The organism is Halobacteriovoraceae bacterium (assembly GCA_020635115.1).
Lineage (GTDB): Bacteria > Bdellovibrionota > Bacteriovoracia > Bacteriovoracales > Bacteriovoracaceae > JACKAK01.
This window is the reverse complement of sequence record JACKAK010000005.1, coordinates 249,489-275,837: the sequence shown is the minus strand read 5'-3', so window position 1 is coordinate 275,837 and position 26,349 is coordinate 249,489. Positions and strand designations below refer to the sequence as shown.

At 31.5% G+C, this 26,349-nt stretch carries 26 protein-coding genes; 13 read left to right on the top strand and 13 right to left on the bottom strand.

Annotated features, from left to right (window positions below; genetic code table 11):
- Positions 1 to 10 precede the first annotated feature (10 nt).
- Positions 11 to 844 carry a hypothetical protein gene (locus tag H6622_09815; protein MCB9061806.1) on the top strand — a complete coding sequence of 278 codons (834 nt, stop codon included), beginning with the start codon at positions 11 to 13 and terminating at the stop codon, positions 842 to 844.
- A 213-nt stretch (positions 845 to 1,057) separates the two neighbouring features.
- Positions 1,058 to 2,659 carry a hypothetical protein gene (locus H6622_09810; protein ID MCB9061805.1) on the top strand — a complete coding sequence of 534 codons (1,602 nt, stop codon included), beginning with the start codon at positions 1,058 to 1,060 and terminating at the stop codon, positions 2,657 to 2,659.
- Between the two features lie 6 nt (positions 2,660 to 2,665).
- Here the strand turns inward: H6622_09810 and H6622_09805 are convergent, their stop codons facing one another.
- Both H6622_09805 and H6622_09800 read right to left on the bottom strand, forming a co-directional pair.
- On the bottom strand, positions 2,666 to 4,156 hold the full coding sequence (locus tag H6622_09805; GenBank protein ID MCB9061804.1) for a hypothetical protein: 1,491 nt from the start codon (positions 4,154 to 4,156) through the stop codon (positions 2,666 to 2,668).
- 110 nt (positions 4,157 to 4,266) lie between these two features.
- Complete coding sequence (locus H6622_09800) at positions 4,267 to 5,775, bottom strand: hypothetical protein (GenBank protein ID MCB9061803.1); 1,509 nt, start codon at positions 5,773 to 5,775, stop codon at positions 4,267 to 4,269.
- 185 nt (positions 5,776 to 5,960) lie between these two features.
- Here H6622_09800 and H6622_09795 point away from each other — a divergent pair, with 185 nt between their 5' ends.
- The 4 genes from H6622_09795 to H6622_09780 all read left to right on the top strand — a co-directional run bounded on the left by H6622_09795 (position 5,961) and on the right by H6622_09780 (position 8,922).
- Complete coding sequence (locus H6622_09795) at positions 5,961 to 6,497, top strand: hypothetical protein (GenBank protein MCB9061802.1); 537 nt, start codon at positions 5,961 to 5,963, stop codon at positions 6,495 to 6,497.
- 183 nt (positions 6,498 to 6,680) lie between these two features.
- Positions 6,681 to 7,157: a hypothetical protein gene (locus H6622_09790; protein MCB9061801.1), complete on the top strand. Its 477-nt coding sequence runs from the start codon at positions 6,681 to 6,683 to the stop codon at positions 7,155 to 7,157.
- A 328-nt stretch (positions 7,158 to 7,485) separates the two neighbouring features.
- Entirely contained in the window at positions 7,486 to 7,965 is a 480-nt protein-coding gene (locus tag H6622_09785; GenBank protein MCB9061800.1) for a hypothetical protein, read from the top strand.
- On the top strand, positions 7,966 to 8,922 hold the full coding sequence (locus tag H6622_09780) for a hypothetical protein (protein MCB9061799.1): 957 nt from the start codon (positions 7,966 to 7,968) through the stop codon (positions 8,920 to 8,922).
- 180 nt (positions 8,923 to 9,102) lie between these two features.
- Here H6622_09780 and H6622_09775 read toward each other — a convergent pair whose 3' ends face one another.
- Complete coding sequence (locus tag H6622_09775; GenBank protein ID MCB9061798.1) at positions 9,103 to 10,140, bottom strand: site-specific integrase; 1,038 nt, start codon at positions 10,138 to 10,140, stop codon at positions 9,103 to 9,105.
- 194 nt (positions 10,141 to 10,334) lie between these two features.
- Here H6622_09775 and H6622_09770 point away from each other — a divergent pair, with 194 nt between their 5' ends.
- Genes H6622_09770 through H6622_09760 form a run of 3 tightly spaced genes read left to right on the top strand, consistent with a single transcriptional unit; the run spans position 10,335 to position 14,001 of the window.
- Complete coding sequence (locus H6622_09770) at positions 10,335 to 11,213, top strand: hypothetical protein (protein ID MCB9061797.1); 879 nt, start codon at positions 10,335 to 10,337, stop codon at positions 11,211 to 11,213.
- Positions 11,214 to 11,221: 8 nt separating this feature from the next.
- The gene (era, locus tag H6622_09765) at positions 11,222 to 12,196 is read left to right on the top strand and encodes a GTPase Era (protein ID MCB9061796.1); all 975 of its coding nucleotides are present in this window, start codon (positions 11,222 to 11,224) and stop codon (positions 12,194 to 12,196) included.
- Positions 12,193 to 14,001, top strand: coding sequence for a 50S ribosome-binding GTPase (locus tag H6622_09760; protein MCB9061795.1), 1,809 nt, complete (start codon positions 12,193 to 12,195; stop codon positions 13,999 to 14,001). Before era ends, H6622_09760 begins: the two co-directional genes overlap by 4 nt.
- Positions 14,002 to 14,025: 24 nt before the next feature.
- Here the strand turns inward: H6622_09760 and H6622_09755 are convergent, their stop codons facing one another.
- The 4 genes from H6622_09755 to H6622_09740 form a co-directional block, all read right to left on the bottom strand.
- Positions 14,026 to 14,679, bottom strand: coding sequence for a hypothetical protein (locus H6622_09755; GenBank protein MCB9061794.1), 654 nt, complete (start codon positions 14,677 to 14,679; stop codon positions 14,026 to 14,028).
- A 74-nt stretch (positions 14,680 to 14,753) separates the two neighbouring features.
- Entirely contained in the window at positions 14,754 to 15,764 is a 1,011-nt protein-coding gene (locus H6622_09750; protein ID MCB9061793.1) for a VOC family protein, read from the bottom strand.
- Between the two features lie 58 nt (positions 15,765 to 15,822).
- Positions 15,823 to 16,722, bottom strand: a complete 900-nt coding sequence (locus H6622_09745) for a trypsin-like peptidase domain-containing protein (protein ID MCB9061792.1) — start codon at positions 16,720 to 16,722, stop codon at positions 15,823 to 15,825.
- Between the two features lie 137 nt (positions 16,723 to 16,859).
- A complete protein-coding gene (locus tag H6622_09740) occupies positions 16,860 to 17,330 on the bottom strand; it encodes a DNA starvation/stationary phase protection protein (protein ID MCB9061791.1) in 471 nt (156 codons plus the stop codon).
- Between the two features lie 265 nt (positions 17,331 to 17,595).
- Between H6622_09740 and H6622_09735 the strand changes: the two genes are divergently transcribed.
- Positions 17,596 to 18,237 (top strand): hypothetical protein, encoded by a 642-nt coding sequence (locus H6622_09735; protein ID MCB9061790.1) that lies wholly within the window; start codon positions 17,596 to 17,598, stop codon positions 18,235 to 18,237.
- Here H6622_09735 and H6622_09730 read toward each other — a convergent pair.
- The 3 genes from H6622_09730 to H6622_09720 are packed head-to-tail and all read right to left on the bottom strand — an operon-like array spanning position 18,234 to position 20,766.
- Complete coding sequence (locus tag H6622_09730; GenBank protein ID MCB9061789.1) at positions 18,234 to 18,800, bottom strand: hypothetical protein; 567 nt, start codon at positions 18,798 to 18,800, stop codon at positions 18,234 to 18,236. The genes H6622_09735 and H6622_09730 overlap by 4 nt on opposite strands.
- A 1-nt stretch (position 18,801) precedes the next feature.
- Positions 18,802 to 20,082, bottom strand: coding sequence for a hypothetical protein (locus H6622_09725; GenBank protein ID MCB9061788.1), 1,281 nt, complete (start codon positions 20,080 to 20,082; stop codon positions 18,802 to 18,804).
- 24 nt (positions 20,083 to 20,106) lie between these two features.
- Positions 20,107 to 20,766, bottom strand: a complete 660-nt coding sequence (locus H6622_09720; protein ID MCB9061787.1) for a hypothetical protein — start codon at positions 20,764 to 20,766, stop codon at positions 20,107 to 20,109.
- A 196-nt stretch (positions 20,767 to 20,962) separates the two neighbouring features.
- On the opposite strand from H6622_09720, the gene H6622_09715 reads away from it, so the two are divergent.
- The gene (locus H6622_09715) at positions 20,963 to 22,285 is read left to right on the top strand and encodes a metallophosphoesterase (GenBank protein MCB9061786.1); all 1,323 of its coding nucleotides are present in this window, start codon (positions 20,963 to 20,965) and stop codon (positions 22,283 to 22,285) included.
- Here the strand turns inward: H6622_09715 and H6622_09710 are convergent.
- Together H6622_09710 and H6622_09705 are read right to left on the bottom strand one after the other, a co-directional pair.
- On the bottom strand, positions 22,275 to 23,039 hold the full coding sequence (locus H6622_09710; GenBank protein MCB9061785.1) for a hypothetical protein: 765 nt from the start codon (positions 23,037 to 23,039) through the stop codon (positions 22,275 to 22,277). The two genes, H6622_09715 and H6622_09710, sit on opposite strands and share 11 nt — an antisense overlap.
- A gap of 12 nt (positions 23,040 to 23,051) precedes the next feature.
- A complete protein-coding gene (locus H6622_09705) occupies positions 23,052 to 23,546 on the bottom strand; it encodes a hypothetical protein (GenBank protein ID MCB9061784.1) in 495 nt (164 codons plus the stop codon).
- Between the two features lie 134 nt (positions 23,547 to 23,680).
- Here H6622_09705 and H6622_09700 point away from each other — a divergent pair, with 134 nt between their 5' ends.
- Positions 23,681 to 24,361 (top strand): hypothetical protein, encoded by a 681-nt coding sequence (locus H6622_09700; protein MCB9061783.1) that lies wholly within the window; start codon positions 23,681 to 23,683, stop codon positions 24,359 to 24,361.
- 11 nt (positions 24,362 to 24,372) lie between these two features.
- Positions 24,373 to 25,503 carry a PQQ-binding-like beta-propeller repeat protein gene (locus H6622_09695; protein MCB9061782.1) on the top strand — a complete coding sequence of 377 codons (1,131 nt, stop codon included), beginning with the start codon at positions 24,373 to 24,375 and terminating at the stop codon, positions 25,501 to 25,503.
- On the opposite strand, the gene H6622_09690 is transcribed toward H6622_09695, so the two are convergent.
- Entirely contained in the window at positions 25,504 to 26,334 is an 831-nt protein-coding gene (locus tag H6622_09690) for a hypothetical protein (protein MCB9061781.1), read from the bottom strand.
- Between the last annotated feature and the right edge of the window lie 15 nt (positions 26,335 to 26,349).

The window sequence follows — 26,349 nt, the reverse complement described above, 5'->3', positions numbered from 1 at the left end:
TAATGGAAATATGAGATATATAAGGATCATATTAAATTTATCTTTATTGGGATTGTTTTGCTCAGCAAATAGCGATCTTAATAAAGCATTAGAGGAATTTGAGGAAAAAAATCGTAAGATAGATGAAAAATACTCACCATTTTATGATGAAAAAGTGGATTACTCAAAATTTACTGGTCGCGTTTCTGATCGGGACAGTTCTGCAAATATTCTCAAAATTCAATCTGAATACAAAAATATTAAATTCTTTAGGGCCGGAGATATGGTTCTCTTTAATGTCTCTGTCAAAGGGGAAGCAGAAGGTGAGGCTTGTACTGGATATGTCCGAGGAGTTGAAAATAGTTATTTTATACTTTATGTTCAAGCGCTCAATCGTTGTTGGGATGGAGATACTTATTTTAGAAGGGGGACTTTTTTACTTTTTAATTCAGAAGCATTATCTAAGAGAATAAAAGATGTAACTTTATATAGGGCCGTGTTGTTAAGAAGGCGCAAAGATTTTTTAGCACAACTAAACGATGTTAATACTTTTGTCTGGGGCTATGATCAAGAAAGAATAAAATTGGCGGCAGAATATGATAAGAAACTTGCAGAAATAGAAACCGCTAAATCACAGGCCATGGATAGGCTGTTATCAAGGAAACTAGACCAAATTAGACTAAGAGAATTACTTATTGAAAAGCTTACTTTTTTGGATAAAGATCTTGAGCACTATAGGGTAGATAAGGATGAGTTACTCTACGATAGGTGGAATGTTGATCATGATCTTGGTAAACCTGTAAAGCGTAGACCTCAAAAAATTAAGGTTCACAAGAACGACTACGATCCCCTTATTGGCATTTGACGTCTATATGGCGTAGAAAATAAATGAATCTTAAAAGATTGTCGATTGCTGTTTCAAAGGACTCTCTAGTTTTAAGTAAATTTAATAAATTCACAATTTTTTAGAAACAAATTTAATAGAATAAATCTTTTGTTTTTACACAACGTATTGCTCTAGGTTGCGAGTCTCTTCCAATTGTACTAAAGAGAAAATAAACCTATCAAGGAATAATAAATGAAACTTAAAAGCATTTTTTCGCGAGTCTTTGTCTTGTTTTTAATCATCAATTCATTACTTGCGACTGATCAAATTATTGAGGATGTTCAGCAGCAGATTTCTAGAATTGTTGAGTACGATAACATTGATAAAGATCTTATGAGTATCTTTACAGAAGAATTTTTAAGAGATGCTATGGCCGAAGTTGTTCCTCTTGTTGAAGAAATTTCACGTCGAAAGTTTCCTGAAATTCCCAAGTTAATAACTCAAAATTCAAACGAAGCATTTTTGAAAAATTTGATAGGAAAAATTTATGAACATCAGTATGTGAATATGAGATATGGGATAGGTATTCCAGTTGATGTAGAAAAAGAAAAACAAAATCTTGAAGCTGCGATTAGCAAATATTCTATGGATTATGTTACCTTAGCAAACGAGGCCTTAGATGAAAGTCTTGCTCATATTTATTTCACTAATGAAATTTTCATTAATCCTTACGTTTATGTAAAACTACAAAAACAAACAGCAGATTATATGAACATCACTTGTGATAAAGAATATCTCATGTCAGCTTTTAAAGCTCAACTAGCACAAATTCTCTCTTTAGCACTACAGATTAACACTGAAGATATTATGGATCAGAGATTTACCCTTGAAGAAGAGAGTATAAAAGTTTCAACATTAATACAGTCAGGATTTGCAAGTTATGTAGAATACAATGTAAGAAAAAAACTTGGACTTCCAAAAGTAAATTATAAAGAAAATTACGAAAAGAACTATCCAAAAGGCATCAATATAGCAGAAGCAGTTATTGAAAAACAAATTCCAGTAAATAAAAGGTTAGTTCAAAACTTCCAATTCGTTGAACATATAATTAATGAGTATGGTACAGATGAACTTTGGAAGATTATTGCCAGTCCATTCAAAGATTTTACTAGTTTTGACACTGTCTTAACTAATTTTTACACAATACAAAGAATTAAAAGTGGAAATGAACTTCCTGAACAAATAGCTAAAAAAATCGAAAATAATTTTAGTAAAACAAATATAGTAACTTTTAGTAAGGAACTTTTTTGGGAAAATCATTCGAGTTTTTTAAACGTATTTCCTGTGAATTATTTTGATATTGATTTTAAATATATCACCAATTTAAGGGCAATTGTTGGTGGAATGAGCGATCAAGTTTTCAATATTACTTTTTACGAAATCGGAAATGAGCAAGATGCGAGCAATTTTATGGATATTGATATGCTTGGTTTTCAAAGGTTTTATCAAGGAGCAATGAGGGCCGATATTGAAAGAAATATTGTCGATTTTGAAGGTATTGAACTACCAATAATAAAGACAACATATCCTAATTATCCTACACCTTCTTTTGATCTTTGGTTGAATAAAGGTACTATGATTGTCAGAATTTTCTTAAGGGATGGTACGATAGAAGATTTAAAGAAATTTGTAATAAATCAAACAGGCCTATTAAAATTACCAAATGATAAGCACTCATCAAAAATTAAAATAGTTAAAGAAATCAAAATCAACGAATTTGATGGGCCAACTAAGAAAAAGGGAACATTCAAAAAGCTTATTAAAAAATGTGCAAATTTATTTCAAAAGAAATAACCTCGCTTAAAACTTACAATCAGCAGAGATCGATCCACCGAATCCATTGCCTTTTTGGATCGATCCATCTGTGAATATGGCCACAGTTTGATCTTCACCTTCGAATATTGTGTTAATTACTGAACACTTGCCGTTTAATACATTTTTTTGCTCTAAAGAAATAGAGATACTTTTTTGATGTTCATAGTTTACTGATACCTTTCCATCTTCACCAATTTTTCTTTCCATCGAAAGATTTGAGATCATATCGTTTGTTATATCACCTTTTAACATAATTTTAACATCTTCTCCTAAAAAGCTATAATCTCCATTATTTTTAATAATCATTTTTCCATCAAAATTTCCTTCAACTTGAGTATTTCCATAGTTTGCGGTGACTAATTTATCATTTTGAGTTGTTGCTTCAATATTAACAGAAGCATCATTTGCTTTCCCTCCAAACTTAAAAAAACTAAAACTTTTGAAATTTCTAACAATATCTGCAAAACTATTTAAATCACAATTATTTTCAACTTTACACTCAACTCTAAACCCACTGCTTCCAAAAATAAAGTTGCCATCTTTTTCAAGCTTGACACTACCTTCAATACTTGTAAGTTTCTCAATAAGATCTCCTTCGGTTAGTTCCAACATGTTAGGTGAGTTGACAGAAAAATCGAAATGACCAGCTAATAATTTGGATTTGCTAGATTGATTCAAATTTTTATCTAAATCAATTTTTGATTTATTTATACCTAAAGTAGGGAGCTCAATTTTACTTCGTAAATCATGAGGATTATTTTTTTGAATAAAATCAACGATCGTCCTAATTTTAATTTGGTTATTGTGTATTGTTACTTCTACATAATTTCCTTCATTCGATTTAAAATAAATTTTTCCAAGATTTAATTGTGAAAATATCAAATTCAATCTCGCTGATATTAAAGGATTAATTGGAAGATCTTTTAAGATCACGACATTTGATTGATTTTCAAAAAAATCATTAACCGATTGATTTTCGCCATAGATAACTAAATTTGAATTACACCCTGATTCAGTAGCTTCAAGTGTTTCAAAAGCAGCGACTTCAAAATCTAAAATACTATCTACTGCAATGTGTGGATCATCGGTTTGAATTGTCGTATTTGCATTTTGTACTGATGGATCTGCAAGTTTGTTCCAGTTAAGTGTATTTAGATTTTTACTTAGCTCCCAAGCAAATATATCTCCAATATTCTTCACAAGAATTTTTACATCTTCACTGGTCAACTCTTTACCTTGTTCCACTTTTTGAGAGGCCTGATGTCCTAGTAGATAAAGTGTGTGTGTTTCAGCATTTATCTGTCTTTCATTTTCTTTTTCTTTTTGACTTAGATTTTCAAGAACCTCATCATTATGATTTTTGATTGATTGTTTTACAGTCTTGTAGAAATTTCCAACACCTGCTCCAGTAATTACTGATTCATCTGAAAGAAGTTGAGAATTTAGAAAAAATATTAGCAATATTGTTTTTTTCATGTGAGATTAATCGGAAAAAACGATGAATTATATTAATTTATTCTTTAATTATAAAAAAATGATTTAATGGGCAAAATATGACTTTAATTTAAAAAGACAGGTGTAGGGCATTAATAAATAATTTCATGTATTGTTTTTTCATTAATTCCAAGTGCAATAAGAACATTACTAAACTGTTCATGACCATATTTTCTTATAGCAATTTTAAGTCCAGAAGAATTTTTAAAAGATGAATTATAATACATTCGATAGACTAGATAAGATAAATTATTTGGAAAATCAAATCCAGACGCCTTAACAAATTTTTCAATGACAAAATCAGCACCAAATTTATTGAATTCTTTTTCTGTTGCTCTTTCCAAAGAACTAAAAAAATAATGATAAATAATCAGATTGCTATCTAAAAAATTAAAAAGTTTGTGTATAAATGTTTTAGACAAATATACATTGAATATTGAAGGTAGATTTTTTCCTAAATGAAGGGTTTTTAATGGGATATCAGTTCCAAATTTAAAAATTAAATAATCATCAAGAAATGATTTATAGAACCATTGTTGATCAAATTGATCATTTTTGGCAGCACTTAGAAATAGAGAATCTAATTCTTTGGCCTTGTCGTAAATGTTTAACTCTGATTTTTTTATTTGTTGAACAAGAGATTTAAATTCATACTCATGATAGACTTTTGTTTTTAAAATTTCTTCAAATTTAGGAAAGATCAGTCCTTTTTGAATTAATTTTTCTATTTCTTCTTCAGGTGTCTTGTCAATTACAAATTCAATTGGTTTGCCGACAAGTTTTCGTTTTGAATTTCTTCGAGGATAAATAATTAATGAAATTTTATTATGTTCAATTTTTGCCTGAATTCGACTGACAGAACTAAGCTCAATGGCATCATCTTTGGATATTTTGTTAAAAGTCGTCCATAGGGAAACACCTTCCCCTGGAAAAGCACGTTGTATTTCTTGAGCGATTGTATCTTTATAAGTAATCAAATCATACATGCTGTCCATAAATAGATCTAATGATGAGGTCGAAAGATTGGCCCGTCCATTGACAAGACTACCACTCACATACGAGATATACATAGAATTGTTACCATCTATTAAATTAGAAATTGTTCTATTTAAATTTATTGTTTGTATCGCCTTAAGAGCTTTAAGAACAGTATTAGCATCATAACCTCCATGGCCATTCTTGTTAAATCTAAAAACCTGCTGATTAAGCTTAGTTAGATACTCATCATATGCTTCTAAAGGAGTAAATCCTCTTTCGATGAAGAATAAAAATTCGTCATATGGATCAATTAATGAATTTATCCAGACATCTGCAGCTCTTTTGGGTGCAAATTGTGATATATCCTTATAATTAGTTGTGTGATACGAATTTGTTTTTTCCTTAGGGAGAGAGGAGTATTTTTTTCCAATCATTTTTGATTGGAATAATTTTGTTCTGTTACTTTGTTTTTTGATTCTGCCATAAAGGGAATAAAGCTCATCATGTTTTGGGCGGATTGTATCATCTAAAATTTCAAGAAGATAATTTTCACATTTAGAAACTTCCGCAAAAATACCAAGAGAAATAAAAAACCATAAAATAAACTTTATAATATTGAACATTTATAAATCCTAAACCAACTATATAGAACTTTTTCATAGCATTATTTTATATTAAAATATCTAAAAACTATGAAATTGAATTATTTACAGAGGCCAAAACATATATTGATTAAACATTTATTTATAAGGTATTTTCTTATTGATTAGTAAGTTATTAACATTTCAGTATCGTCCTAGATAATAATATGAATGTCAAAACCCGATTTGTAATCTATTTTTTATTTTCGATTGTAGTTGCAAATGCTATGGACAAATTTGAATGTGAAAAAAAAATTAGTACAAACCCTTTAAAGCCAATAGTGAGAAAGAATGAGTATAATGTATATGCTATCGATCATCCGACGATACGCCTTGAGGCCGAGCTTTGGAATGACGGAGGTTTAGAGGTCACAATAATAGCTAAATCACTAGACGGGAAAAATACTCGTTCTAAGACATTCTTCGCAAAAGATCAGTTTAAATACATGATGCAATATTTTAAAGGTGAAGTTAAGTATATTATTGGGTTTTGGCAGTCAGAAATACTTATTGATAATTTAATATTATTTGAAAATGCATACAAATTAGGTAAAAGTATTGAAGAGGCAGCACTAGAAACTTGGACAGGAAAACAAGCTAAAAAATTTGGGTATGGGAAAGTAAAAGTCATATCAATTGAAGAATTCGAAGTTAAAACTGATAAAATATTTAAAAAGGTTTATGTTCAATTTCACAAGGGTTAAAACAAACTATAAATATAGTCAGTTAGCTTTTTTCCAGGTTTTATTAATTTTCAAATACTTAATTAATTCACATTGAAAGTATAAAATATTTTTTTATGATTTAGATATTTTACATATTTCAACTTGAAATCTGATTATAGATATTATAGAAGTGTGCAAAAGTGGGTCATTTGGAGAATATTAGTGGCATTAATAATAACAAGAAGGAATTGTAGAGAATTTAATAATCATTTCAAATTTTATATGAATGAGATGAGTTTGCCTGTGCCTCAAAATGGTTTTGAAACGGCAGAGAAAGCAATTGGAACAATTGTCGCACTTACATATAATCTTGAAAAATATCCTCAAATAACTATTCGTGAAATAGCTGCCTCAATACCATTTGCGGCTGCCCCAGCTTCAGGAATTATTGAACTTAGTGTCGTTGCTGCTGGAATATTAGCAAGTACATACGCTGGAGCTGCGATTGGGGCCACTATGCGTTCACTCATCGATATGGGAGCATGTAATTACGCTACTCCAAATATATGGAGATTCTATACTGATGTAACTGAGTTTGTTGGAAGACCGCACTGGCTTAATGTTGAGATAGTAAAGAACCCAAAAATAGTTTCTATAAATTGTGAGAATACATTTTTGAAAAAAGAAGTTCATAAATGAAACTTAAAAAAGTTCTTAGTTCTCGTAAAAGTATAATTATATTTTTTTTGCTTATGGCTCAAATGTCCTATCGTAGTTTTTATGAGTATCATAATTGGTATGATTTCTCTTTTCTAATCTTATCGTTTATTGTTCTTATTGCAGGTCTTTTTGATTTTCTCAAATCTCGTTTCAGAAAATAGAATTTTAATAGCGCGATTAAAAACATTTAATGATGATAGTTCAAACGTTATATGGATTTTTAAATATAAGTACAGTTACTAAGTTTAAATATATTTTGGATTGCCCTTAGTTAGTCTCTTAAATGTAATAATTGAGGGAGAGACAAATGATGAAATTCGCGATTCTTTTTTTTTCGATTTTACCACTTGTTTTAAGGGCCGATGAAAAATGTCTTGAAAGAGGTTTTATTGGAATTTTGAGAAGTAATCAATGCGAGATTTCAAATATGGATAGCGAAACTCTGTACTCAAAAGATCAATTAGTTTGCAATAAATTATTGTTTGCTGAAAGCTTATGTATTACGAAAAATGCAAATGATGAAAACTGTTTTAACTTTCAAAAATCTTCAATTAAAGAAAGTTTAAAGAACAAAGAATTCTCCGATAGTTGGGACGATTTAATGGGTGAGATCTCCATAATGTGTGATGAGGATTTTGTGACAGATAAGATAAAAGATAAATGTCCACTATACTTGTTATACAAAGATTCATTTGATGAATATGAAAGTTCAGTTCTAGATGATCAATTACCTAACGTTAACTCAAATGGAGTACTCAACCAAATATCTTCTTGCATCCCTGAGTAGTTGGGTCAACTATCTAGTGGTATTCGAATCAAATTATTTGAAGAATTGCGAGATTTGCCGGATCTAATTGAAAAATCTGAAGAATCTAAAGACTTGACAATTATTGATACCGGAAGAGATATTCACCCCGAAGAAGTTGTTCACAAGTTTCCTGAAAATACATGGATCATTTCAAGAAATCCAAAAACATTTGAAACACATATTCAAAATAATGACTTTGAGTATTTTTATCATATGGATAAAGAAAGTTTTATTATGTTAAGTCAGGATTTGAAAGGTATTTCGATAAATGATGGGAAAATTAAAATAGATTACGGCATTTACCCAATTGAGCTTTCAAGAGTTCAATTTATTAGTTCTAATAAACTGGAACCATTAGAGAACCTTGATGTTAATAAAAGTTGTCTTGAGGAATTAAGTTGCTATATTCACAGTTCTAACTTCTCACAGGACGAGATTCAAAGTTTTTTAAAACTCCAAGCTGAACTTACTCTTAATAAAATTTCTTGGAGTTTCTTAAAAAATACCAATCACAAACAAAAAATTGAAACTCTGGTAGATCAACTTTTAAAAGAAAAATATAAGGATCGTCCAGAAATTGCCTCTGAGTTTGAAAACATATCCAAAAAGTCTAGAATATATATATCAAAAGCATTGCCATTAGTTAAAGATATATTAAGCGCGCAGACCTCACAAAATGATTCTGTTTACAACTTGGTCAATTCAGACCTGTTCTTAGTTTCCTTATACGCTGAAGACGAAACGAAAGCAAAAAACTATGGATTTTCTTCTGACCCAAAATCCATTTCAAGCATTTTGAACTTTAGTGCTTTGATTAACTCCACTTTTTTAAATTCAAAGGATAGGTTAACCTCTCAAGAAAAAATAGGCAAAAGAATGCTGACTTTATATATTCACAACTTGAAGTTCAAACAAAACAACTTAGTCACCAATTAAAAGAGATTGTCACTATGGCCTGTTTCAAAGATCTAATAAATCACTGTCCGGACGAACAAGTTGATAAGGTCGTCTTGGAATTTTTAGAAGTTAACTCTTAAAATTAATACAATTTATCCTAGAAGATGAAAAAACCAAGTTTAAACGGCTACTATTTGGCGATCTCTTGTCAAAAATTTCTCATTGAATAGATCTATGAATGAGATAAAATTCTTCAATAAAAGCATCATTGTATAAATTATTTTCAAGATGTTCCTTGTAAAGTTTCAAGGAGTAAGAAGGTGCAACTCCCATCCATTCTTTAACCAGGTTTTCAGGATGTTTTTTTGAGAGCCAATTGAATATACAAGATTGTCTAAGCGATTTAGGAGTTAAACGGATCCCTAATTTTTTTCGAATTTCTTCCATGATGGTTTCAATTCCTCTTGGAGATAGACCTCCTGAGAGTATTTTATAAGGATTGGCATTGAAGAGGATTTCTTCGAAATCTAAACCAGACTGCATTTTACAAGATTTTAGAAGAGAATAATATCGCTCAAAAACACTCGTAAATATTTTGGGAAGAGGAACAGAGTAGGGGTCTCGTTTTTTTGGTAAAATCATTACTCTTGGTGAGTTTCCTAAAAAGACATGTTCTTCCTTCAGATGCGCCAGATCAGAAACTTTTAGTCCACCGGAAAATATGAAGAGAAATAAAATCTGATTTCTTCTAATAACTAACTCTTCTATCGTAGATAAATCAGTGCGATTGCTTTCTTTGAGTAAAAAATCCCATAATTTCGTAACTTCTTCAAAACTGGTGGGTCTAGGTATATCTAAAAATTTTGGAGAAGTAGGTAACTTTCTTACGGGATTAGAGCTAAAGATTTCGCGTTCAACCAGATAATCAAAAAACAACCTTAATGCCTGGACTCTTCTTCTACGAGAATTGTCTGAATCATATTTTTTTTGCAAATACTCATCATAGCTGGCCACATGTTGTAAATTGAATTCGTTGAGCGATAAATCCCCTTTGTTTAACAACAGAAATTGATTAAAACAATCCAAATCTGTTTTATAGGTCTTCAATGTATTTGTACTTCTGCCCTTGTCCTTTAAATCATTGAAAAAACTTTTTTGTAATGATTGAGCATTTTCTGAAATGTGCCCAATAGAGAGAACTTGGCTTTCTTGGTGTTGAGTCGAAGTGATTACACTTTCAGTAGAGACTGAATCCATTGACTGATACCCTTTGACTAAGATTTAGAATTGTTAAACGGCCCAAGGATAACTCAAGTTATAGAAATTTGTACATGTAAAAAAACAAACTCTTGCGTTTGAGTTGTGTCAATGTTATTGTGCGCCCGATTAAATGTCTAAAAATTCGAATATTTGAAAAATAATCATCAGCTTACTTAGAGGAGAGATGATCGATGACCTTACAGAAATACAACGCAATATTGGATAGTAATGCGTCTCAGAAAACGAAAAATACGAATACAGCTGTAGGGAACCTTGATTTATCTTTTAGTGATATTCTTCAAACACTCCAATATGAAAAAAATAAAATTACTACTCAAAAACATTTTTATGAATTCTTTCAATACTCAAATCAACTTGAGAATCTTCAAAAAAAATTGAAATACAATTTCATAGAACCTGAAAAAGCGTTAGAAGGATTGACCCATTCATCTGTTTCACATGAATTTAAAGATCTAAATCTTCCCTATAATGAGAGAATAGAATTTTTAGGAGATAGTGTTTTAAATACAATTGTCACTAACGAAATCTGCAATCTATTTAAAAATATGAATGAAGGAGAGCTAAGTAAACTGAGAAGTGCACTTGTTAATGAAGATATCTTAACAGAGATGGCCCTGGCCTTGGAACTTGAAAAATATATTTTACTTGGAAAGGGTGAAAGGGAATTTTTTAATACAACAAGATCGGGAATACTTTGTGACACTTTTGAGGCAATCCTAGGAGTGATTTTTTTTGAAAGCGGTTTTGATAGAACAGTGGAAGTTTTTAAATCCATTGTCGATATCTACGAAAAACAATTTAATAAGAAATATTATTCAATTGAAAGACTTACTGATTATGACCCAAAGTCTAAACTTCAAGAGGAAATTGTCAAAATAACAGGTAATTTTCCAAAGTTTGAATCTTGTGAAATAGATCCGTCCCTTTTTGAGTTAAAAATAACTTTAGAAGGAAAAGTATTGGGAACCCTTATTGATACATCAAAAAAGAAAGGGTTTAAAAAATTGGCAAAAAAAATATTAATAGAAAGATCATATATTAAAAATTAGGAGAGAAAATGTTATTACAAGATCAGCATCCTTTGAATAAGGCCATTATGTGTTCGGTTCTTGGAGCGCCAAATGTAGGAAAGAGTACCTTAATAAATTATCTTCTCGGGATGGATCTTTCTATCGTCTCGCATAAAGCTCAAACTACAAGAAATAAATTCCATTGCGTCTTAACTGTAGATCGGACAGAAATTGTTCTCGTTGATACTCCAGGTGTTCATAAATCAAATAAAGAATTCAATAAGCGCCTCAATCAGCAGGCCGTTGAGGGACAAGAAGGTGTGGACATTAATCTTCTTTTGATCGATTTAACTAAGGAAGTGATCCCACAATTTACAATTTTCCATTCCATCTTTGAAAAAGAATTATCAAGAACTTGGGTCATTTATACTAAGGCAGATCTCATTTCTGATATAGACAAATTACCACTTGAAGAAATCACTCAAAAAGCTAAAGAGATTATACCTTCTATTGAAAAACATTATGTCGTCAGCTCGAAAACAGAACTCAATATGAATAAACTTATAGGTGACCTCTGTGATGAAGCTCAACCAGGTCCTCATCTCTATCCAGGCGGAGAGATTTCCAATAAAAATGAACGTTTTTTTGCAACTGAATACATTCGAGAGCAAGCGTTTAAAATGCTTAAAGATGAAATTCCCTATGAGATTGCGGTCGTCGTTGATGAATATAAAGATATGAAACCTAATGAAAAAAGACCAGGAGGAATTGTATGCTTTATCTCTGCTTCTATTTTAGTAAACAGACCCTCACAAAGAGCAATCGTTGTTGGATCTAAAGGAGCAATGATAAAAAACATTGGAACCGAGGCCAGAAAAAAGATTGAAGACTTAGTTGGGGGAAAAGTTCATTTGAATCTCCACGTTAAAGTAACTCCAAATTGGTTTAAGAATAATTGGGTTCTGGAAGAGATTGGTATCCCAAGAGCTGTGAATTCATCGAGAGTATGGAGACAAAAATGATTGAAAAAATCCAAAGAAATATGGTTATTTCCTTAATTGGTAGGCCTAATGTGGGAAAAAGTTCTCTTTTTAATAGACTGATGAAGAAATCGACAAAGGCCCTAACGTATGACAGACCTGGAGTGACAAGAGATAGACACTATGGTTTTGCAACATTCGATGATGCCAGAGGCGAGGATCCACAGGATATTATTCTGGTTGATACCGGCGGATTTTATCCTCAAAAACTTGAAGAATCTAAGGGCAATGGCCTGCACATGAATGAAGAACAAATTTATAATAAGTTTTTCAATATCATGACTGAACACGCAGAATTAGCAATTAAGGAATCTGATTTAGTATTACTGGTTGTCGATGTGAGAGAAGGGATACTCCCATCAGATAAAGTTATTGCTGATTTTATAAGAAAATGTAAAAAAGATTTTTTAGTTGTATGCAATAAATTTGACTCCGACTCACAATTTGGCCAGGAAATAGATGCATATACCCTGGGAATAGACGGAGATCAACTCTTTACGACTTCAGCAGCTCATGGTTATGGGGTGGAAAATTTAAGAGAAAAAATACACCGTGAAGCATCTTTATTTGCGGCCATTGAGCAATCAAATCCAGATCTACAAAAAGGTGTAACTCCTAGGGAGAGCGTTGTTTCCAGAGTTGCTATTATTGGTGCTCCTAATGCAGGAAAATCAACATTGCTCAATAAATTACTTGGCGCCAATAGAGCACTAGTCTCTGATATTCCCGGAACGACAGTAGATCCAATTGAAGGATATTTTGATTTGTACTTTGGTGAAGATGTAGCGAAACTTGATGAAGCAAATTCAAAAAAAGATTTTTCAAACCAAGAGCTTTTTGAGCAGTATGAAGACTTTAGAAAAAATAATCAGGATGTTTACCAAAAACTAATACTTTCATATGAAGAAGATCTTTTACATGGAAAAGATACTGTTGGACAATATGATGAAGACTTTGACGATGATGAGATCTCGAGTTTTGAAGAGCAAAATACTGAGCTCGAGGAATCGGCTTATGAACAAAAAATGAGTGAACTTCTAGAGGATGAGCAAGATTCCATAGAGGAGTTTGAAGAAAAGGGAAGTTATTGGAGATCCCTTCATATTGTAGACACTGCAGGTATTCGCAAAAAAGGAAATATTCATGACTTTATAGAAGAACAATCCGTATATCGTTCTTTAAGATGTATTTCTGAGGCCGATATAGTTGTGTACATGGTTGACTGTACAAAAGGAGTTGGACATCAAGATAGAAGACTCATTGATATTGCCTTAGATAAAGGTAAATCTGTTATAATTTGTCTTAATAAATTTGACCTGTTTAAAGGTAAATTTGCTAATGATAAAGAAAGAAGGGAGTGGTTGCTCGATCTTCGCGCTGAAATCCCATGGCTTAATTACTGTGATATTATTCCAATTTCTGCTAAATATGGAAAATCAATTGGCAGGTTGAAACAAGTCATTAAAAAAACAATTTTTATACGTTCTCAGAAAGTATCAGCTGGTCATTTAAACCGCTTTATATTTGATGTTATGGATCACCATGGGATTGTCGTTAAAAAGTCTAGAGGCCAGAGATTAAAAGTTAAATACGCTTCAATGATAAAATCGGCACCACCAACATTTCTTTTATATACTAATAAATCAAAGGGGATACCTGAGACCTATAAGAGATATCTCAAAAATTGTATCAGACAAGAATATGGAATTATCAATACTCCAGTGCATTTAATTTTTAGAACTGGAACTGATTTAGAAAAGAGGATGGCAAAAGTAAAAAGAAAATAGTGCCAGTCAAACTGGCACTATTTTTTAGATATCAAAAGGTGCACTTACACCGATAATGAGACTATTTCTAGTTCTCTCATATGAGCTAAAGTTTCCTGAAACATCTGTACCACCTGAATTAGTCGCCTTATCAAGTGTGTCGATTGTGACACTAGAATATTCCGCATATACCGTGATGAAAGGAAGTCCTGTCCATCCTGCCCCTAGCGAAAAACCATTCCCGCTCGATTCAGTTTTATAATTTGTTGTGTTATCAGCTACGCGATCGGCATCACTATCCCAAGAAACGTTGAAGTGATACGTACCCCAAAATCGAAGTAAAATTGGGAGTTTATAACCAACAGTGACTCCAAAAGCATTCTGATCCATTGAAATAGTATTTGTAGCATAGGAAGAACTTGAAACCCCTGCAATTTTTGTTGGTTTGTCATCAATGTCAAATGATGTCATTGAATAATTGAGGGCACCAAAAAAGCCCATAAATGTATAGCCAACTCTACCACCAAATTCAACAGCAGATCCTGGGTCTGAATCAAAGACATTTGAATTACCACTAACTGTTGAAGTATGATCACCCGACATTCCTAGGCCAAATCCTAGATAGGGTTCTATGAGAATTCCTGCATGAGATGAAAGAGACAGTGTTGAGAGAACCATGAGCATATAAATTTTTTTCATAACTTTCCTCCGTAAAAGTTCCAAGACTATTATAACATCATTTCAAAAAATATGAGTATTATCAAAAAAAATCATTATGTTGCAAGTTGACCTGAATACTCGGAGAAGAGTTTTGAATAAAGATCCATATCAGAATAATAAGCTAAATTTTCTAGTTCATCGTATGAGTTTTTGAGATTAAATATATGCCCAAAGGCCGGTTCAGTTTTTAAACCACCAGATTTTAAATCAATGATTTTTTTAGAAAGATTTTTACCAAAAATCTTAAGGAGTCTGCCTTCAACTAAAAAATGCAAATTTGAACGTTGATTATAAACAGGATAATCTTGAGTAAAAAGTTCAATAAGTAAATTATTATATTTAAAATTTACAATTAGAGATTCTTTATTTTGATGAATATTTTTTCTAATACAGAACCCAGGAAATGTTGAAAAGTGAATCTGAACTAACCTTAGAAATTCTTCAAATTGACTAGCTTGAAAAAGAATGTCTAAATCAGAACAAGATGTGTCTATACCAAGAGGAATTGTTCCTGACAGACAGGGATGGAAATTTCTAAAAACATTAAGAATATCAGTATCACATAGAAAATTCATAATATTCTTATTTTTTTCAATATTAATGATATGCTCTAGTGACTTGTGATGTAACTTTATCTGAAAAGTTTCAAAATCGAGCTTAAGCTCAGGGTTAAGAGTTTTACTTAAACTTGATAGATCGAATTTAATATGTGGATATTTTTGAACGAACTCTTGAAAATGACAATCTATCACAACTTCAAAATGCTCAAAACCCTCTGAAAATGTTGAGTTTTTTTTAGGAGAAGGTATTTCTATAAGATCAATAATATATTGATCAAAAAAAATCGGTTCACTCAACTTGATGATCGCAATTGGTCTACCTCTGACAATAGTTTCTGTGAGAAGACTTCCAAGTTCTAGGAATTTATTTTTGACTTCGATATAATTTTGATCACTCACAGTTCGGTAGCACAAATGATCGATTTCCCATGTTTTGAGATCTAGTTTGTTTTGGTAAACAGTCCTAAATGAATTTTTTAAGAAATCCAAAGCATTTTCAATCATATTGGATGGATATCATCTGGAGAATCTAAGTGACAAGAAAAATACACTGTGAAGTATACTAATTTGAAGTTATCGTAAGCAACATGCTTTCTTCATCTCTAGGAAATAGCTCATTGATTGGAGTGATAATCGCCATACCCATATCTTGATAAGATGCAGTCACCATACCAATGATTTCACCTTTCTCATTTGTTAGAGCACTACCAGATGATCCTGAAAAAATGCTGGTAGAATTAACAAGAATAAATTCATTTATAGTGAAGTCCTCGTTTATCCCTGCAATTTGATCTTGATAACCAGTTATCCAATTATTAACCACTCCAGTACTCCACTGGCCAGTATGTCCAAAGGGAGTAGAGACATTGTAGACTTTGGATGTAATAGGGGGTCTTTCATAGGATATAATTAGGCCATCTTTTTGAATATTTTTTTGATCAGGTGAAACCATCTCCAATAAAGCAAGATCTTTGGAATGGTCAATGAGTTTTATTCTACACAGAAATTTTTGATGTTCAGAAAAGTTTTCTAAAAAAGTTCTTGGTTCGTAGACTGAAATGATTTCATTAATAGTCTTTTGGCCATTTCTGATGCAGAAAAAGACGCCATCTTCCAAATATTCATCAACAACATGATAGCTTGTTGCAATTGTATTTTCATAATCTTTAAGTATAAAGCCCGAACCTTGCGAAAACAATCCTTCATCAGAAAATGAGTTATCCTTTTTTAAAAAAATAAATTTGAGTAATTCGATAAAAGTATTTTCATTATCACTTTCTTCAGGGGCGTATTTTCCTGCAATGATATTTTCATATTTTTCACTGGTAGTTGAGATCACTGTTACACTGGCATGACTAAGTTTTTTATAAAGTGCGCTTTCATCTAGTGGAAGAGCATACATGCCGTTAGAGATTGTATAAATAAAGACTATTAATAATATCAATCGAAACTTAAAAATCATATAATACCCTCTATATTTTAAGTTGTAAGACTTTAACTTATAAAGGATCTTTTACCAGTCAAAAAGAACATGTCTATAGAATTTACCCAATCGGAATTTTTTTGTATATAAATGGGGCACTGAGGTGCCCCAAAAGACTAACTAATTAAACTATTTAACATCCAAGCTGTTTTTTCATGATATTCAATTCTCGCACCAATTAATGAGTTTGTTCCTTCATCGTTGGCACCTTCAAGCAGAGGAAGGATTGCCTTGGCCGAGCGAGTAACCTGTTCATGATCAGCAAGTAGGTTTTTTATCATCTCTTGGGCGTCTACATCAATAGAGCTGTCTTCTTTAACATTTCCTAAATCTGAAAACTCCTTATAAGAACCAGGAGCTTTTACACCTAGAACTCTTATTCTCTCAGCTAATTCATCCACCGCAACAGAAAGATTGTTGTATTGTGTTTCAAACATGGTGTGTAATGTTTGAAACATTGGGCCAGTTACGTTCCAGTGATATTTGTGTGTTTTTAAGTATAAGGTGTATGTGTCGGCCAGGAGAGTTGAAAGTCCTTTTGCAATTTTGACTCTGTTTTCTTCGTTTATACCTGTGTTTAAAGACATAGAGATTCCTTTGTTAAGTTTGTGATTTGATAGTCTCACTTATTCGAGAGATTTTCCAATTAAAGATTTTTATAAGATGATTTATAATATAAATTAAATAAATAAAACAATTTATAGAGTGTTTTATAACTTATTGTAATCACAGGATAAATTTCAAACAAAAATACTGTTCACTTACAGTACAAATATGTAAAAAAAACAATGGTCAGGTTTAATTTAGAATTTGTTGTTATCCTATACCTAAGTTTATTTATTTGGAGTCCTCATGAAAATAGTCATTGCTTTATTAATCTTCTGCTTAAACTCTGCTTTTGCGTTGACATCTATAAAGATAGATTCTCATAAAGGTGAACAACTTCAAATTCAAACTGAGTTTGGTGTCAGTATTAACCAATTGAGTGTTCAAGAAGTTTCATCATCGAAAAGAGATAAGACTACAATGTCTCTTATTAATCTTGCTTTTAAACGTGAATTTTTAAAAAATAGTTTAATAAGTGTCACACCTTTTCTGGGTTTAAATTATGCTAATGGCCGTCCAGATTTTACAATTAACGGAATAAGAGGTGAAGCAACACGAATCACACTTTACTCTTCAATTGGAACAGATATTAATTTGAATATACAAAGTGAATATTATGGGATTCAACCTTTTGTGAAGTTTGAATTAAGACAAGGCTCAGAGAGATTCGAGTTTGATCGAACGTCATCTAAAATTGAATATGGACTCACGGATAATCCTTTAAACTATGGGCCAGTGTATGGAATTCGAGTGATAAACCTATTGGAAAGAGCATTTTTTTCAGTGGAATATACACCGAATTCATATACATATGATATTCCTAATCAAGAGACTTATACTTTTAAAAAATACGCAGGTGGATCAATTAAACTGGGGTTTGAAATTTAAATTTTCTTGGCATAACATTTTGTTCTATTTAGCCATGCACCTAAACGTATGTAGATAGGTCTGATGTTAGGGTTAATTTCCCAACCCATTCTGAGTAATTTATTTCCGTATTTGCTAAATGTTTCTAATACTATGAAATCACAATCAAGATGTTTCGCTATTAGTGGCATTTTAATATTGAGTAAATCATTGATGGATTGAGAACTTGTTGGAGATTGGTAGTCTTTAGCAATTTCAGTGATTCGAATTTGCTGGGAGTTTTTTAAATATTCAAAACAAATCCCAGATTCAAATCTTTTCTTCCGAGGATCTCTAGAAAATGATTTAATTTTTTTAAAGAGATTCTTGCGATAATTGATACTGAAAGTTTTTAACAGTTCATCAATTGGATTTCTCCATAACAATTCAAAGAATTTTTCTTTTCTGCTTGTATAAACTTCGAGCAATATTTTGTTGTCATCCAATGAAAATAATAATCCATTCTTAATATTGGTTGGAATTATACCAATGTTTAAAGGGTATATTGATACATTTGGCCCTCTTAATATTTTCCATAGACCCATATTATGTGCCCGTTTTTTTATGAGAGTTAATCATCTCAAGAATAGTTTGCCCTTCTTTTTTAACTTTAGAAAACTTGGAAATATAATAATCAAAATTTGGTCTTTCAGAAAAGAATAAAATATTGAAAGAATTTTTTATACTAAAAATATCTTCAGATACAAAGATTGTAGGGTCTATATTATCTTTATAGATGAAACTTTCAGTTGGTTTTTTTTCAAATTCTCTAATTTGGGATAAATAATCAGATATAATCAGGAAGTTATCTTCACTTAGCTTATTATAGTTGTACATATAATAGAGAACACCTGTACTCTTCATATACGTGTAGAAAAAATGATCAAGAATGTTGAGCTCTCCTTGAATATGAAGGGTTGATATTATGTTTTCGAGGCCAGAAAATGTTTGTTTCCTAGAAAAATCAAATTTCAATCCTTCCAACTCTATCGCCTCAATGATTGAATCATTTGGAATGAGTTTTTCAAACTCATTTGCAATTTCTTTGTACTGAGAAATGTTTTCAAAATTTTGAACAATATAAAAGAGGTAATTTATCCAAGTTTTTCTTATAAACTGAATTTGAGCTTTACCTAAAAGTGAATGCATATAGGGAAATGAGACTTTAAAAAGTGAATGAATCTCATTCAATGTTTTAGATATTTTTGACTCATTTCTTTGTTTGAAATAATAGAAATGTTTTACCATTAAAAATTTAAAATAAGAATCAATCAATATTCGATCACAAGAACTATCTTTGTCATTTAAACAGACATAATTATATTTATCATTCAAATAGTAGCTAAGCTTAACGGAATTTTGCTCTATGTAATTTTCAATTTCCAAAATATCATTCTTAAGCCCAGGTAGTTTCTTTTTTATATTATAGTCTATTTCTACTCGATTGTACTTTTCACTTAATATATAAAAAATATTGTGAGGAAATATTTCAACAAAATGATTATTCGAAAAATTTTTTAATAGATTGTTTAATTCTTTAAATTCATCCTTGGCAGTATTATCAAAATGATTTGCCCGTATGACATAGTCATTATATTTTTCATAAAATTTAAGCATACCAGAAGAAGTATTTGTGTTTGTTTTTTTATAATGATGAAAAATAATGTAAAAGCTTGGCCATGTTAAAATAAAAGCACTCAAAAATATAAATGGTAATGAGAAGAAGACCATTTTTTTTGATAAGATCATTTTTTTCTTACATAGATGAAATAATAAAAAGGAATAAATAAGAGTTAAAATAAATAAAATTACTAAAAATTCAATCATATATTCATTGTAGTAGAGTTTTAATTATGATTCAGCATAAAAACGCATCAAATTTTGAGAAGCTTGATATTCGTTTTGAAAATGACTTAAATGTCCTTTAATAAAGATCGGTAATTTATTTCTATCGAAAGATGAAGATTCTAAATATCTACAAAACGATTTTATACTATTGTTGGCCGTATTTTGCTTTGTAAAATCTCTTTCAGTCAAATAGTTGACTGTTTGAATAAAAAAATCAAGGACGTTTATATTATTATGAATAAATTTTAAAAAAAAAGGGGCCAGTAGAAACTTTAATAATTCCTTTTGATAATAATGAAAGAGTCTATCCAAAAGTAAATGAATCGACTCAATTTCAATTCCTATATAGATGTATAGGATTTTATCATGTTTGAGTCCTATTCCGCTATTATTCCATTTCCCATATAAGAAAATAACTTGCTCAAATGGCCATTTAGAGACGAGTCTTTTATATTTCTTGTTCCACCTTTTAAAATATTCGATTTTTTCTTTAGGTAAAATTAACGTTTCCTTGCCTTTTAGAAAGGACATAGTTTGGCAGAGGAGAAAATCGTGTTGACTAGATTCGTAATAATTCAAGCACCATGCCTGTAAATATGATTGAATGCTTCTTACGAAATTTTCATCATCGGAGATTTTTCTATATTGATACTTAATATCCATCTATATCCTCTGTTATTTTCTTTGAAAATTTCCATCTTTGGAGTTACTAATGTACTGATATTAGGGGCTAATTCAATTTAATCACAGTGGTTTTGATTTATATTTCATATATGATATGGCCGTCTTACAGAAATACCATCAATAATAATTATTTTTTTCTTTTGACCAAAATATAAAGTATTTGCTATTAAAAACTATGATTAAAAATTATTTGTCATTTTTTATTGCGCAATTTGTTTGTCTAAATTTTGCGTTGTCAAAAAATGAAGAAATCGTTCCTAAAAGTAAAAAATTATGCCAAGATCTCCTCTTTCGACCTTTCCATTTTGGCAAAATTAATGAAACACGAAATATTGCTCAAGCATTTATCAAAAATGAAATCATTTTAGATACTGATAAAATTATTAAAAAACTCCCTGTCAGTGTGAATCAATTGGAACTCTACAAAGATCTCATGAAACAAGAGTATTTCTCCAAACCAATCGGCAATTTTGCAGGACGTTTCCCAGATTTAAGACAGGCAAAACAGATTCGTTTTGCCGTCCTTGGTGATATTGGATACGGTCAGAGAAACCCATATAATCAAATCCAAGTTGCTAAAGCATTAAATGAGGTCTTCAAAATTTACAAAAATGGCGTTTACCCAGGAATTGATTTCGTGATCGTTCCCGGAGATTTTACTTATGACCCTAAATTTCAAAGTGCTATTCGCCCTCCAGTTCATATAACTCCTGAAGAATTTAGAAAAAGCTTCATCGAAGTCTATCCTAAAATTTTAGGCAATAACATTCCCTTCTACGTTTGGCCTGGAAATCATGAAACAGATCCAACAAGAAGAATTCAAGGCCAGCAGGCCATGATAGATATGATGTTACTCAATAAACAATATCTGTGCTTAAACGGACATTGGGGGGTGCCTAAATTACCAAAGTGGATCAAAATAGCAGGTATAAATACGACTATGTACAATAGAGAGGAAGACTACATCCAAGATTATCATGAAGATCAAATGAAATTTTTAGATCAATATTTCTCCCAATCAAATGAATTAACTCAAAATTTTCTTATTGTTCATCATCCTCCCACAATTTTAGGTAAACATACGGAAGATTATTCTCTTAATGGAGATGTTCCTAGTATTTCAAGAATCATTGATCCTATAATCTATAAACATAAGATTAATTTTGTTCTGGCCGGGCACACTCATGAGCAAGGAATTATTGCTCGCTTTGGTGCTTTCCCACATGATCTTATTATTGACGGAGCTGGAGGTGCCAATTTGTCACAAATAGACTTGAAAAAATATCCTATACGTGTTTATGGGGAGGGTGACAAAAATAAACTGTTTCTAGGACATTTCAAAAAATATGGGTTTTCCATTTATACGGTAAATGAAAACGGCTATACAATTATTGATAAATATGGATTTTCACAAGGTCAAAGTTTTAAAAAGGTTAAAAGATTATTAACTCAAATATACACCAAACCAAATTCAAGTGGATTGCCGATTACCAATTAAACACATAGGCCATCTTCATCGTTATTGCGTTTCCTCTAAAGTCTTCATATCCACCATTGTTATCAATTGGCCTGTATTTAGTTGTATCCTTATCAGGGAGATTGGCAATATGATAAAGGATTTCTAGGCCCAAGTACGATTCTTTTAATTTTATTGGAAACTCTAAACCGCCACCTAAACCTGTTCCAATTCCACCGCCAGTTTCATCTCCAACATCAGGGCGTTCGACAAATTTATTTCTTAATCTCCAATATTCTATTCTAAAAACAAAATAAGGATTAGAATAAGTGATAGCTGTTCCCAAGTTTGAAGTATCAATATAATGACGGTAACTCCAAAAAAAACGCAAGAGATTAACGTCGACTAATTTTGCACCTTGGCTGGGAAAACCAGAAGTAATGTTATCACTTACAAAGTGATGTTTTGAAAACTCTATCCCTAATCCAATTTGAGTTTGGAAATTCAAAAACTGGTGAAGAGATAAGCAATAAGTTGGATGATCATTTGAGTATGCTAAACCTCTATTCCCATAGAATTGAGTGAGACCCAACCAAATATTAAAAGTAAAAAAACGGCCGTATCGATAAAATCTTTCATCTTCCATCATTTGAGTGGACTCAATGTCCTCATTATAATCTTCAAAGATATCGCCTTCAACAGCGAGGTCATCTTCTTGGATCATACTCGTAGGGCCAAAATCCAAAGCAAAAGATCTGGCAGTAACTAAAAGAAAAAGTAATATCCTTAAAACCATATTTACACTTTATCAGATATCGTAAAAATGTATACCTGCCGATACAAAACTTTTTCCAACAGTTTCAAACACAAACTCATCAAGTTTATTCATAGAAGCACCAAATTCAAAACTAAAGCCAATACTTTCTAAACTAGGAAAGTGAAATTCTGAGCCTAAAGTTATATCAACTTGAAACCCTGTTTGAGTTTCTATTGCAGTTTTGCGAGTAATAAACGCTGCAAAAGCAGAAGTATAAAAATTTAAATATGGCTCTTCTATGAGATATCTATAAAATTTTAAACCGGCCCCTATTCCTCCACCAATTTCCTTTGTCGAAAGACCCAAAACTCCTCCAAAGGCCGTCGAACGTGACTTTCTTATTTTAAAAGATAGACCATCTAGACCATTAGCTAACTGATCAGTTAATCCGATACCTAGTTTTCCAGTATGGTCAACATCTGCGTATGTGCAGGGTGTAATAATGTAAGTTAAAGTGATTATGGCCATAATTAAAAACTGCTTCATATTTTAGACTCCGTCTTTAGGAAATTTGTGTAAAAATATTGTACCTGTACTTAACTGTTTTTGACAACTTGACTTAAGATTTCTAAACTGAGGATATTAATTTGTATGACAAAGCGTGTAATAAAGGACCGTTAATGAATTCGAAAACCACGAGCAATGTTTCCGCACCTAATAGAGGAATTGATGAAGTTTTAGAACAAACTGAATTAGGAAGTTTTGTTGCTAAACATAAGCCCGTTATTATAAGTGTAATCGTTGCCGCCGTTGTAGGTTTGGTTGCTCTGGCCGTTTATAGTGAAAGTAAAAGAAATCTTTTCGATGATGTTAGTAAAGTTGTTTATACTTTTGAAAAAGATGTATTGTCCAAATATGATGAAAAAATCAAAGATGAACAACTGAAGGAAGAGTTTCTAAAATTACTTGATAGTGCTAAAGGGACGAATTTAATTTTCGCAACAGGAATAAAGACAGTAGACCTATTGATGGAAAAAGAAAAATATCCAATTGCACTTGAAATTTTAGAAAAAATTTCCAAACTTAAGACTTCAAATTCTTATTTAACTTATCTAATCAACTCAAGGAAGGCAGTCCTTTTTGAAAATATCGGTGAAATAGATAAGGCCATAAGCACATTAGAGGGGATGTCTTTGTCAAAAACTAAGTTACTTGAATCTAAAAGATATTTCGATTTAGGCAGACTTTACTTGGATAAAGGGGATAAGGAGAAGGCCAAACTTAATCTTGACTATCTTTTAAAAGAGTTTCCTACGGAAGAGGAAGCAAAGTATGCAAAAATTTTAATTAAAAAAATCTAAAGAGGAACTTAATGAAATCTCTTCTATTTCTGAGCTTGGTTTTAATTTGTTCATGTGCAACAGTTGAAGAAATTGCTAGTAAACTTAAACCTGATAATCCTAAAAATTCAGTTTCAAAACGTTCTTATTTTAATCCTATTTGGATTAAAGATTTGAATGAATTTCTAATAGGAGAAACACACAATTACCCTGTGGCCCTCCAGTCTCCACTAGTGACAGACCGAATGCTTTTTTTGGGAGATCATACCTCTATTTTTAGGGCCTACGACATAAATAATGGAAGAATTATTTGGGAAAAAAAAGATAAGTCACATTTATCGAACGGGCCAATCAGTTATAAGGATTTTGTTATATATGGAACTATTGGGGGGAGGCTAATTTCACGTCACCGTTCTAGCGGAGAACTCAATTATGCTGTAGACCTTGATGCACCAATTGAATCAAATGCAACTATATATAAGGGAAGACTTTTTCTCCAATTGAGAAATCATAAGGTTTATTGTTTAGATGTTGAGACAGGTAAAATTCTTTGGGCCTACAAAAGATCAGTTCCTTATCTTACAACATTACAAGGAGCATCTAGACCTGTGGTCATTGAAGACAAGTTATATGTTGGATTTGCAGATGGATATGTCTTATCTTTTTCAATTGAAGAGGGAATACCTGTATGGGAAAAGCAAATCAGCGAAGTTGGTAAATTTTTAGATGTGGACTCCTATCTTGTTCAATTTAATAATGTTTTAATCACTGGTGGGCATGGTCAGAGTATGACTATTTTAGATACAAAGACGGGAAAAACAATTCAAAAATTGCCTTATAAATTTTCAAGATCTCCAATAATTAAAGATGAGAAGATGTATTTCGGGACAGTTGATGGACTCGTTGTTTTAATGAATAAAGATTATCAAACAATTAGTGAGCAAAAAGTAAGTCAGAATAATGTAACAGATTTAAGTTTTTGGCAAGGTAATCTACTCGTTGGAACGGTGAATGATAAAGTTCTCCTCTTATCACCAGAAAACTTGAAGATTTTAGACATTACAAGACCAGGTAATTCTCAATCTGCTATTTTTGGTGAATTCTCTGTCAGTGGAAAACATATGGCCTATATAACAGGTCGAAATCATCTTTACGTTTATTAACTATTTGATCGACTGAATATAGCTATTGGCCCACTCAGCTTTAAGGCGCTCTAGAGTTGCAGACTCAAAAGAATTTTCTGCAATGGCGGATGCTGGAGATCTAGAAGTTGAAGAGTTTCTCAGTGATTTCAATAGGGCCATGTTAGAAACTAATGTAGTTTTTAACAGTATATTCATCCCATCATGATTATTTATAACTTCACCTGTTTGGTGATGTGCAACTAAGTTTTCGAATATATAGTAATTAATACTATTTCCATGCTCACAAAGTTCATTTAACTCACTGTGAACTTTACTAATATGTATTTCAATTCCTTTTTTGAGAGTTGAAACTTTTTCTTCTTTGGACAGTTCTTTTCTGCTAATGATGTCCTTAACTGTTGGAAAGCTCTCTTGTTGGGAGAGTGGAAGGTTGTAAATAGGACGATTTTCATAATCAGATTGAGTAACAATTTTTTCAAAATCTATTGATTGTTTAGGCTGAATGATATTTTTTTTATTATAGTAAAATGTATGAAAATTTGGACAATGTCGAATTTCAGCGATGTTTTGTTGAGAGTAAGCACCTAATTGCTGATATTGATCTAAAAGAGTTAAAAAATATAAAGTTCTATTTGAGTATTCGTTACTTGTATTTTTATCTACAGATGCAATAGTCCTCTTGGCAATATTTGAATTTTGGTCCTTAGTCACTGAAAATTGAGGAACTCGATTTGTATTGGCCATATTAACTTCTAGCCTGGCCAACTTTTCAGCAAAACTCTCAGGCATATAGTTGCTAGCACAGCTTGATAAAAAGAATAGAAAAGATATTTTTATACATCTAGACATAAGCGCTCCTTGCCT

What these genes read in the sequence shown, in the direction of transcription:
- H6622_09815 (MCB9061806.1), top strand. Translation starts at nt 11, where the DNA reads ATGAGATATATAAGGATCATATTAAATTTATCTTTATTGGGATTGTTT.
- H6622_09810 (MCB9061805.1), top strand. Translation starts at nt 1,058, where the DNA reads ATGAAACTTAAAAGCATTTTTTCGCGAGTCTTTGTCTTGTTTTTAATC.
- H6622_09805 (MCB9061804.1), bottom strand. Translation starts at nt 4,156, where the DNA reads ATGAAAAAAACAATATTGCTAATATTTTTTCTAAATTCTCAACTTCTT.
- H6622_09800 (MCB9061803.1), bottom strand. Translation starts at nt 5,775, where the DNA reads ATGTTCAATATTATAAAGTTTATTTTATGGTTTTTTATTTCTCTTGGT.
- H6622_09795 (MCB9061802.1), top strand. Translation starts at nt 5,961, where the DNA reads ATGAATGTCAAAACCCGATTTGTAATCTATTTTTTATTTTCGATTGTA.
- H6622_09785 (MCB9061800.1), top strand. Translation starts at nt 7,486, where the DNA reads ATGATGAAATTCGCGATTCTTTTTTTTTCGATTTTACCACTTGTTTTA.
- H6622_09775 (MCB9061798.1), bottom strand. Translation starts at nt 10,140, where the DNA reads ATGGATTCAGTCTCTACTGAAAGTGTAATCACTTCGACTCAACACCAA.
- H6622_09770 (MCB9061797.1), top strand. Translation starts at nt 10,335, where the DNA reads ATGACCTTACAGAAATACAACGCAATATTGGATAGTAATGCGTCTCAG.
- era (MCB9061796.1), top strand. Translation starts at nt 11,222, where the DNA reads ATGTTATTACAAGATCAGCATCCTTTGAATAAGGCCATTATGTGTTCG.
- H6622_09760 (MCB9061795.1), top strand. Translation starts at nt 12,193, where the DNA reads ATGATTGAAAAAATCCAAAGAAATATGGTTATTTCCTTAATTGGTAGG.
- H6622_09755 (MCB9061794.1), bottom strand. Translation starts at nt 14,679, where the DNA reads ATGAAAAAAATTTATATGCTCATGGTTCTCTCAACACTGTCTCTTTCA.
- H6622_09750 (MCB9061793.1), bottom strand. Translation starts at nt 15,764, where the DNA reads ATGATTGAAAATGCTTTGGATTTCTTAAAAAATTCATTTAGGACTGTT.
- H6622_09745 (MCB9061792.1), bottom strand. Translation starts at nt 16,722, where the DNA reads ATGATTTTTAAGTTTCGATTGATATTATTAATAGTCTTTATTTATACA.
- H6622_09740 (MCB9061791.1), bottom strand. Translation starts at nt 17,330, where the DNA reads ATGTCTTTAAACACAGGTATAAACGAAGAAAACAGAGTCAAAATTGCA.
- H6622_09735 (MCB9061790.1), top strand. Translation starts at nt 17,596, where the DNA reads ATGAAAATAGTCATTGCTTTATTAATCTTCTGCTTAAACTCTGCTTTT.
- H6622_09730 (MCB9061789.1), bottom strand. Translation starts at nt 18,800, where the DNA reads ATGGGTCTATGGAAAATATTAAGAGGGCCAAATGTATCAATATACCCT.
- H6622_09725 (MCB9061788.1), bottom strand. Translation starts at nt 20,082, where the DNA reads ATGATTGAATTTTTAGTAATTTTATTTATTTTAACTCTTATTTATTCC.
- H6622_09720 (MCB9061787.1), bottom strand. Translation starts at nt 20,766, where the DNA reads ATGGATATTAAGTATCAATATAGAAAAATCTCCGATGATGAAAATTTC.
- H6622_09715 (MCB9061786.1), top strand. Translation starts at nt 20,963, where the DNA reads ATGATTAAAAATTATTTGTCATTTTTTATTGCGCAATTTGTTTGTCTA.
- H6622_09710 (MCB9061785.1), bottom strand. Translation starts at nt 23,039, where the DNA reads ATGGTTTTAAGGATATTACTTTTTCTTTTAGTTACTGCCAGATCTTTT.
- H6622_09705 (MCB9061784.1), bottom strand. Translation starts at nt 23,546, where the DNA reads ATGAAGCAGTTTTTAATTATGGCCATAATCACTTTAACTTACATTATT.
- H6622_09700 (MCB9061783.1), top strand. Translation starts at nt 23,681, where the DNA reads ATGAATTCGAAAACCACGAGCAATGTTTCCGCACCTAATAGAGGAATT.
- H6622_09695 (MCB9061782.1), top strand. Translation starts at nt 24,373, where the DNA reads ATGAAATCTCTTCTATTTCTGAGCTTGGTTTTAATTTGTTCATGTGCA.
- H6622_09690 (MCB9061781.1), bottom strand. Translation starts at nt 26,334, where the DNA reads ATGTCTAGATGTATAAAAATATCTTTTCTATTCTTTTTATCAAGCTGT.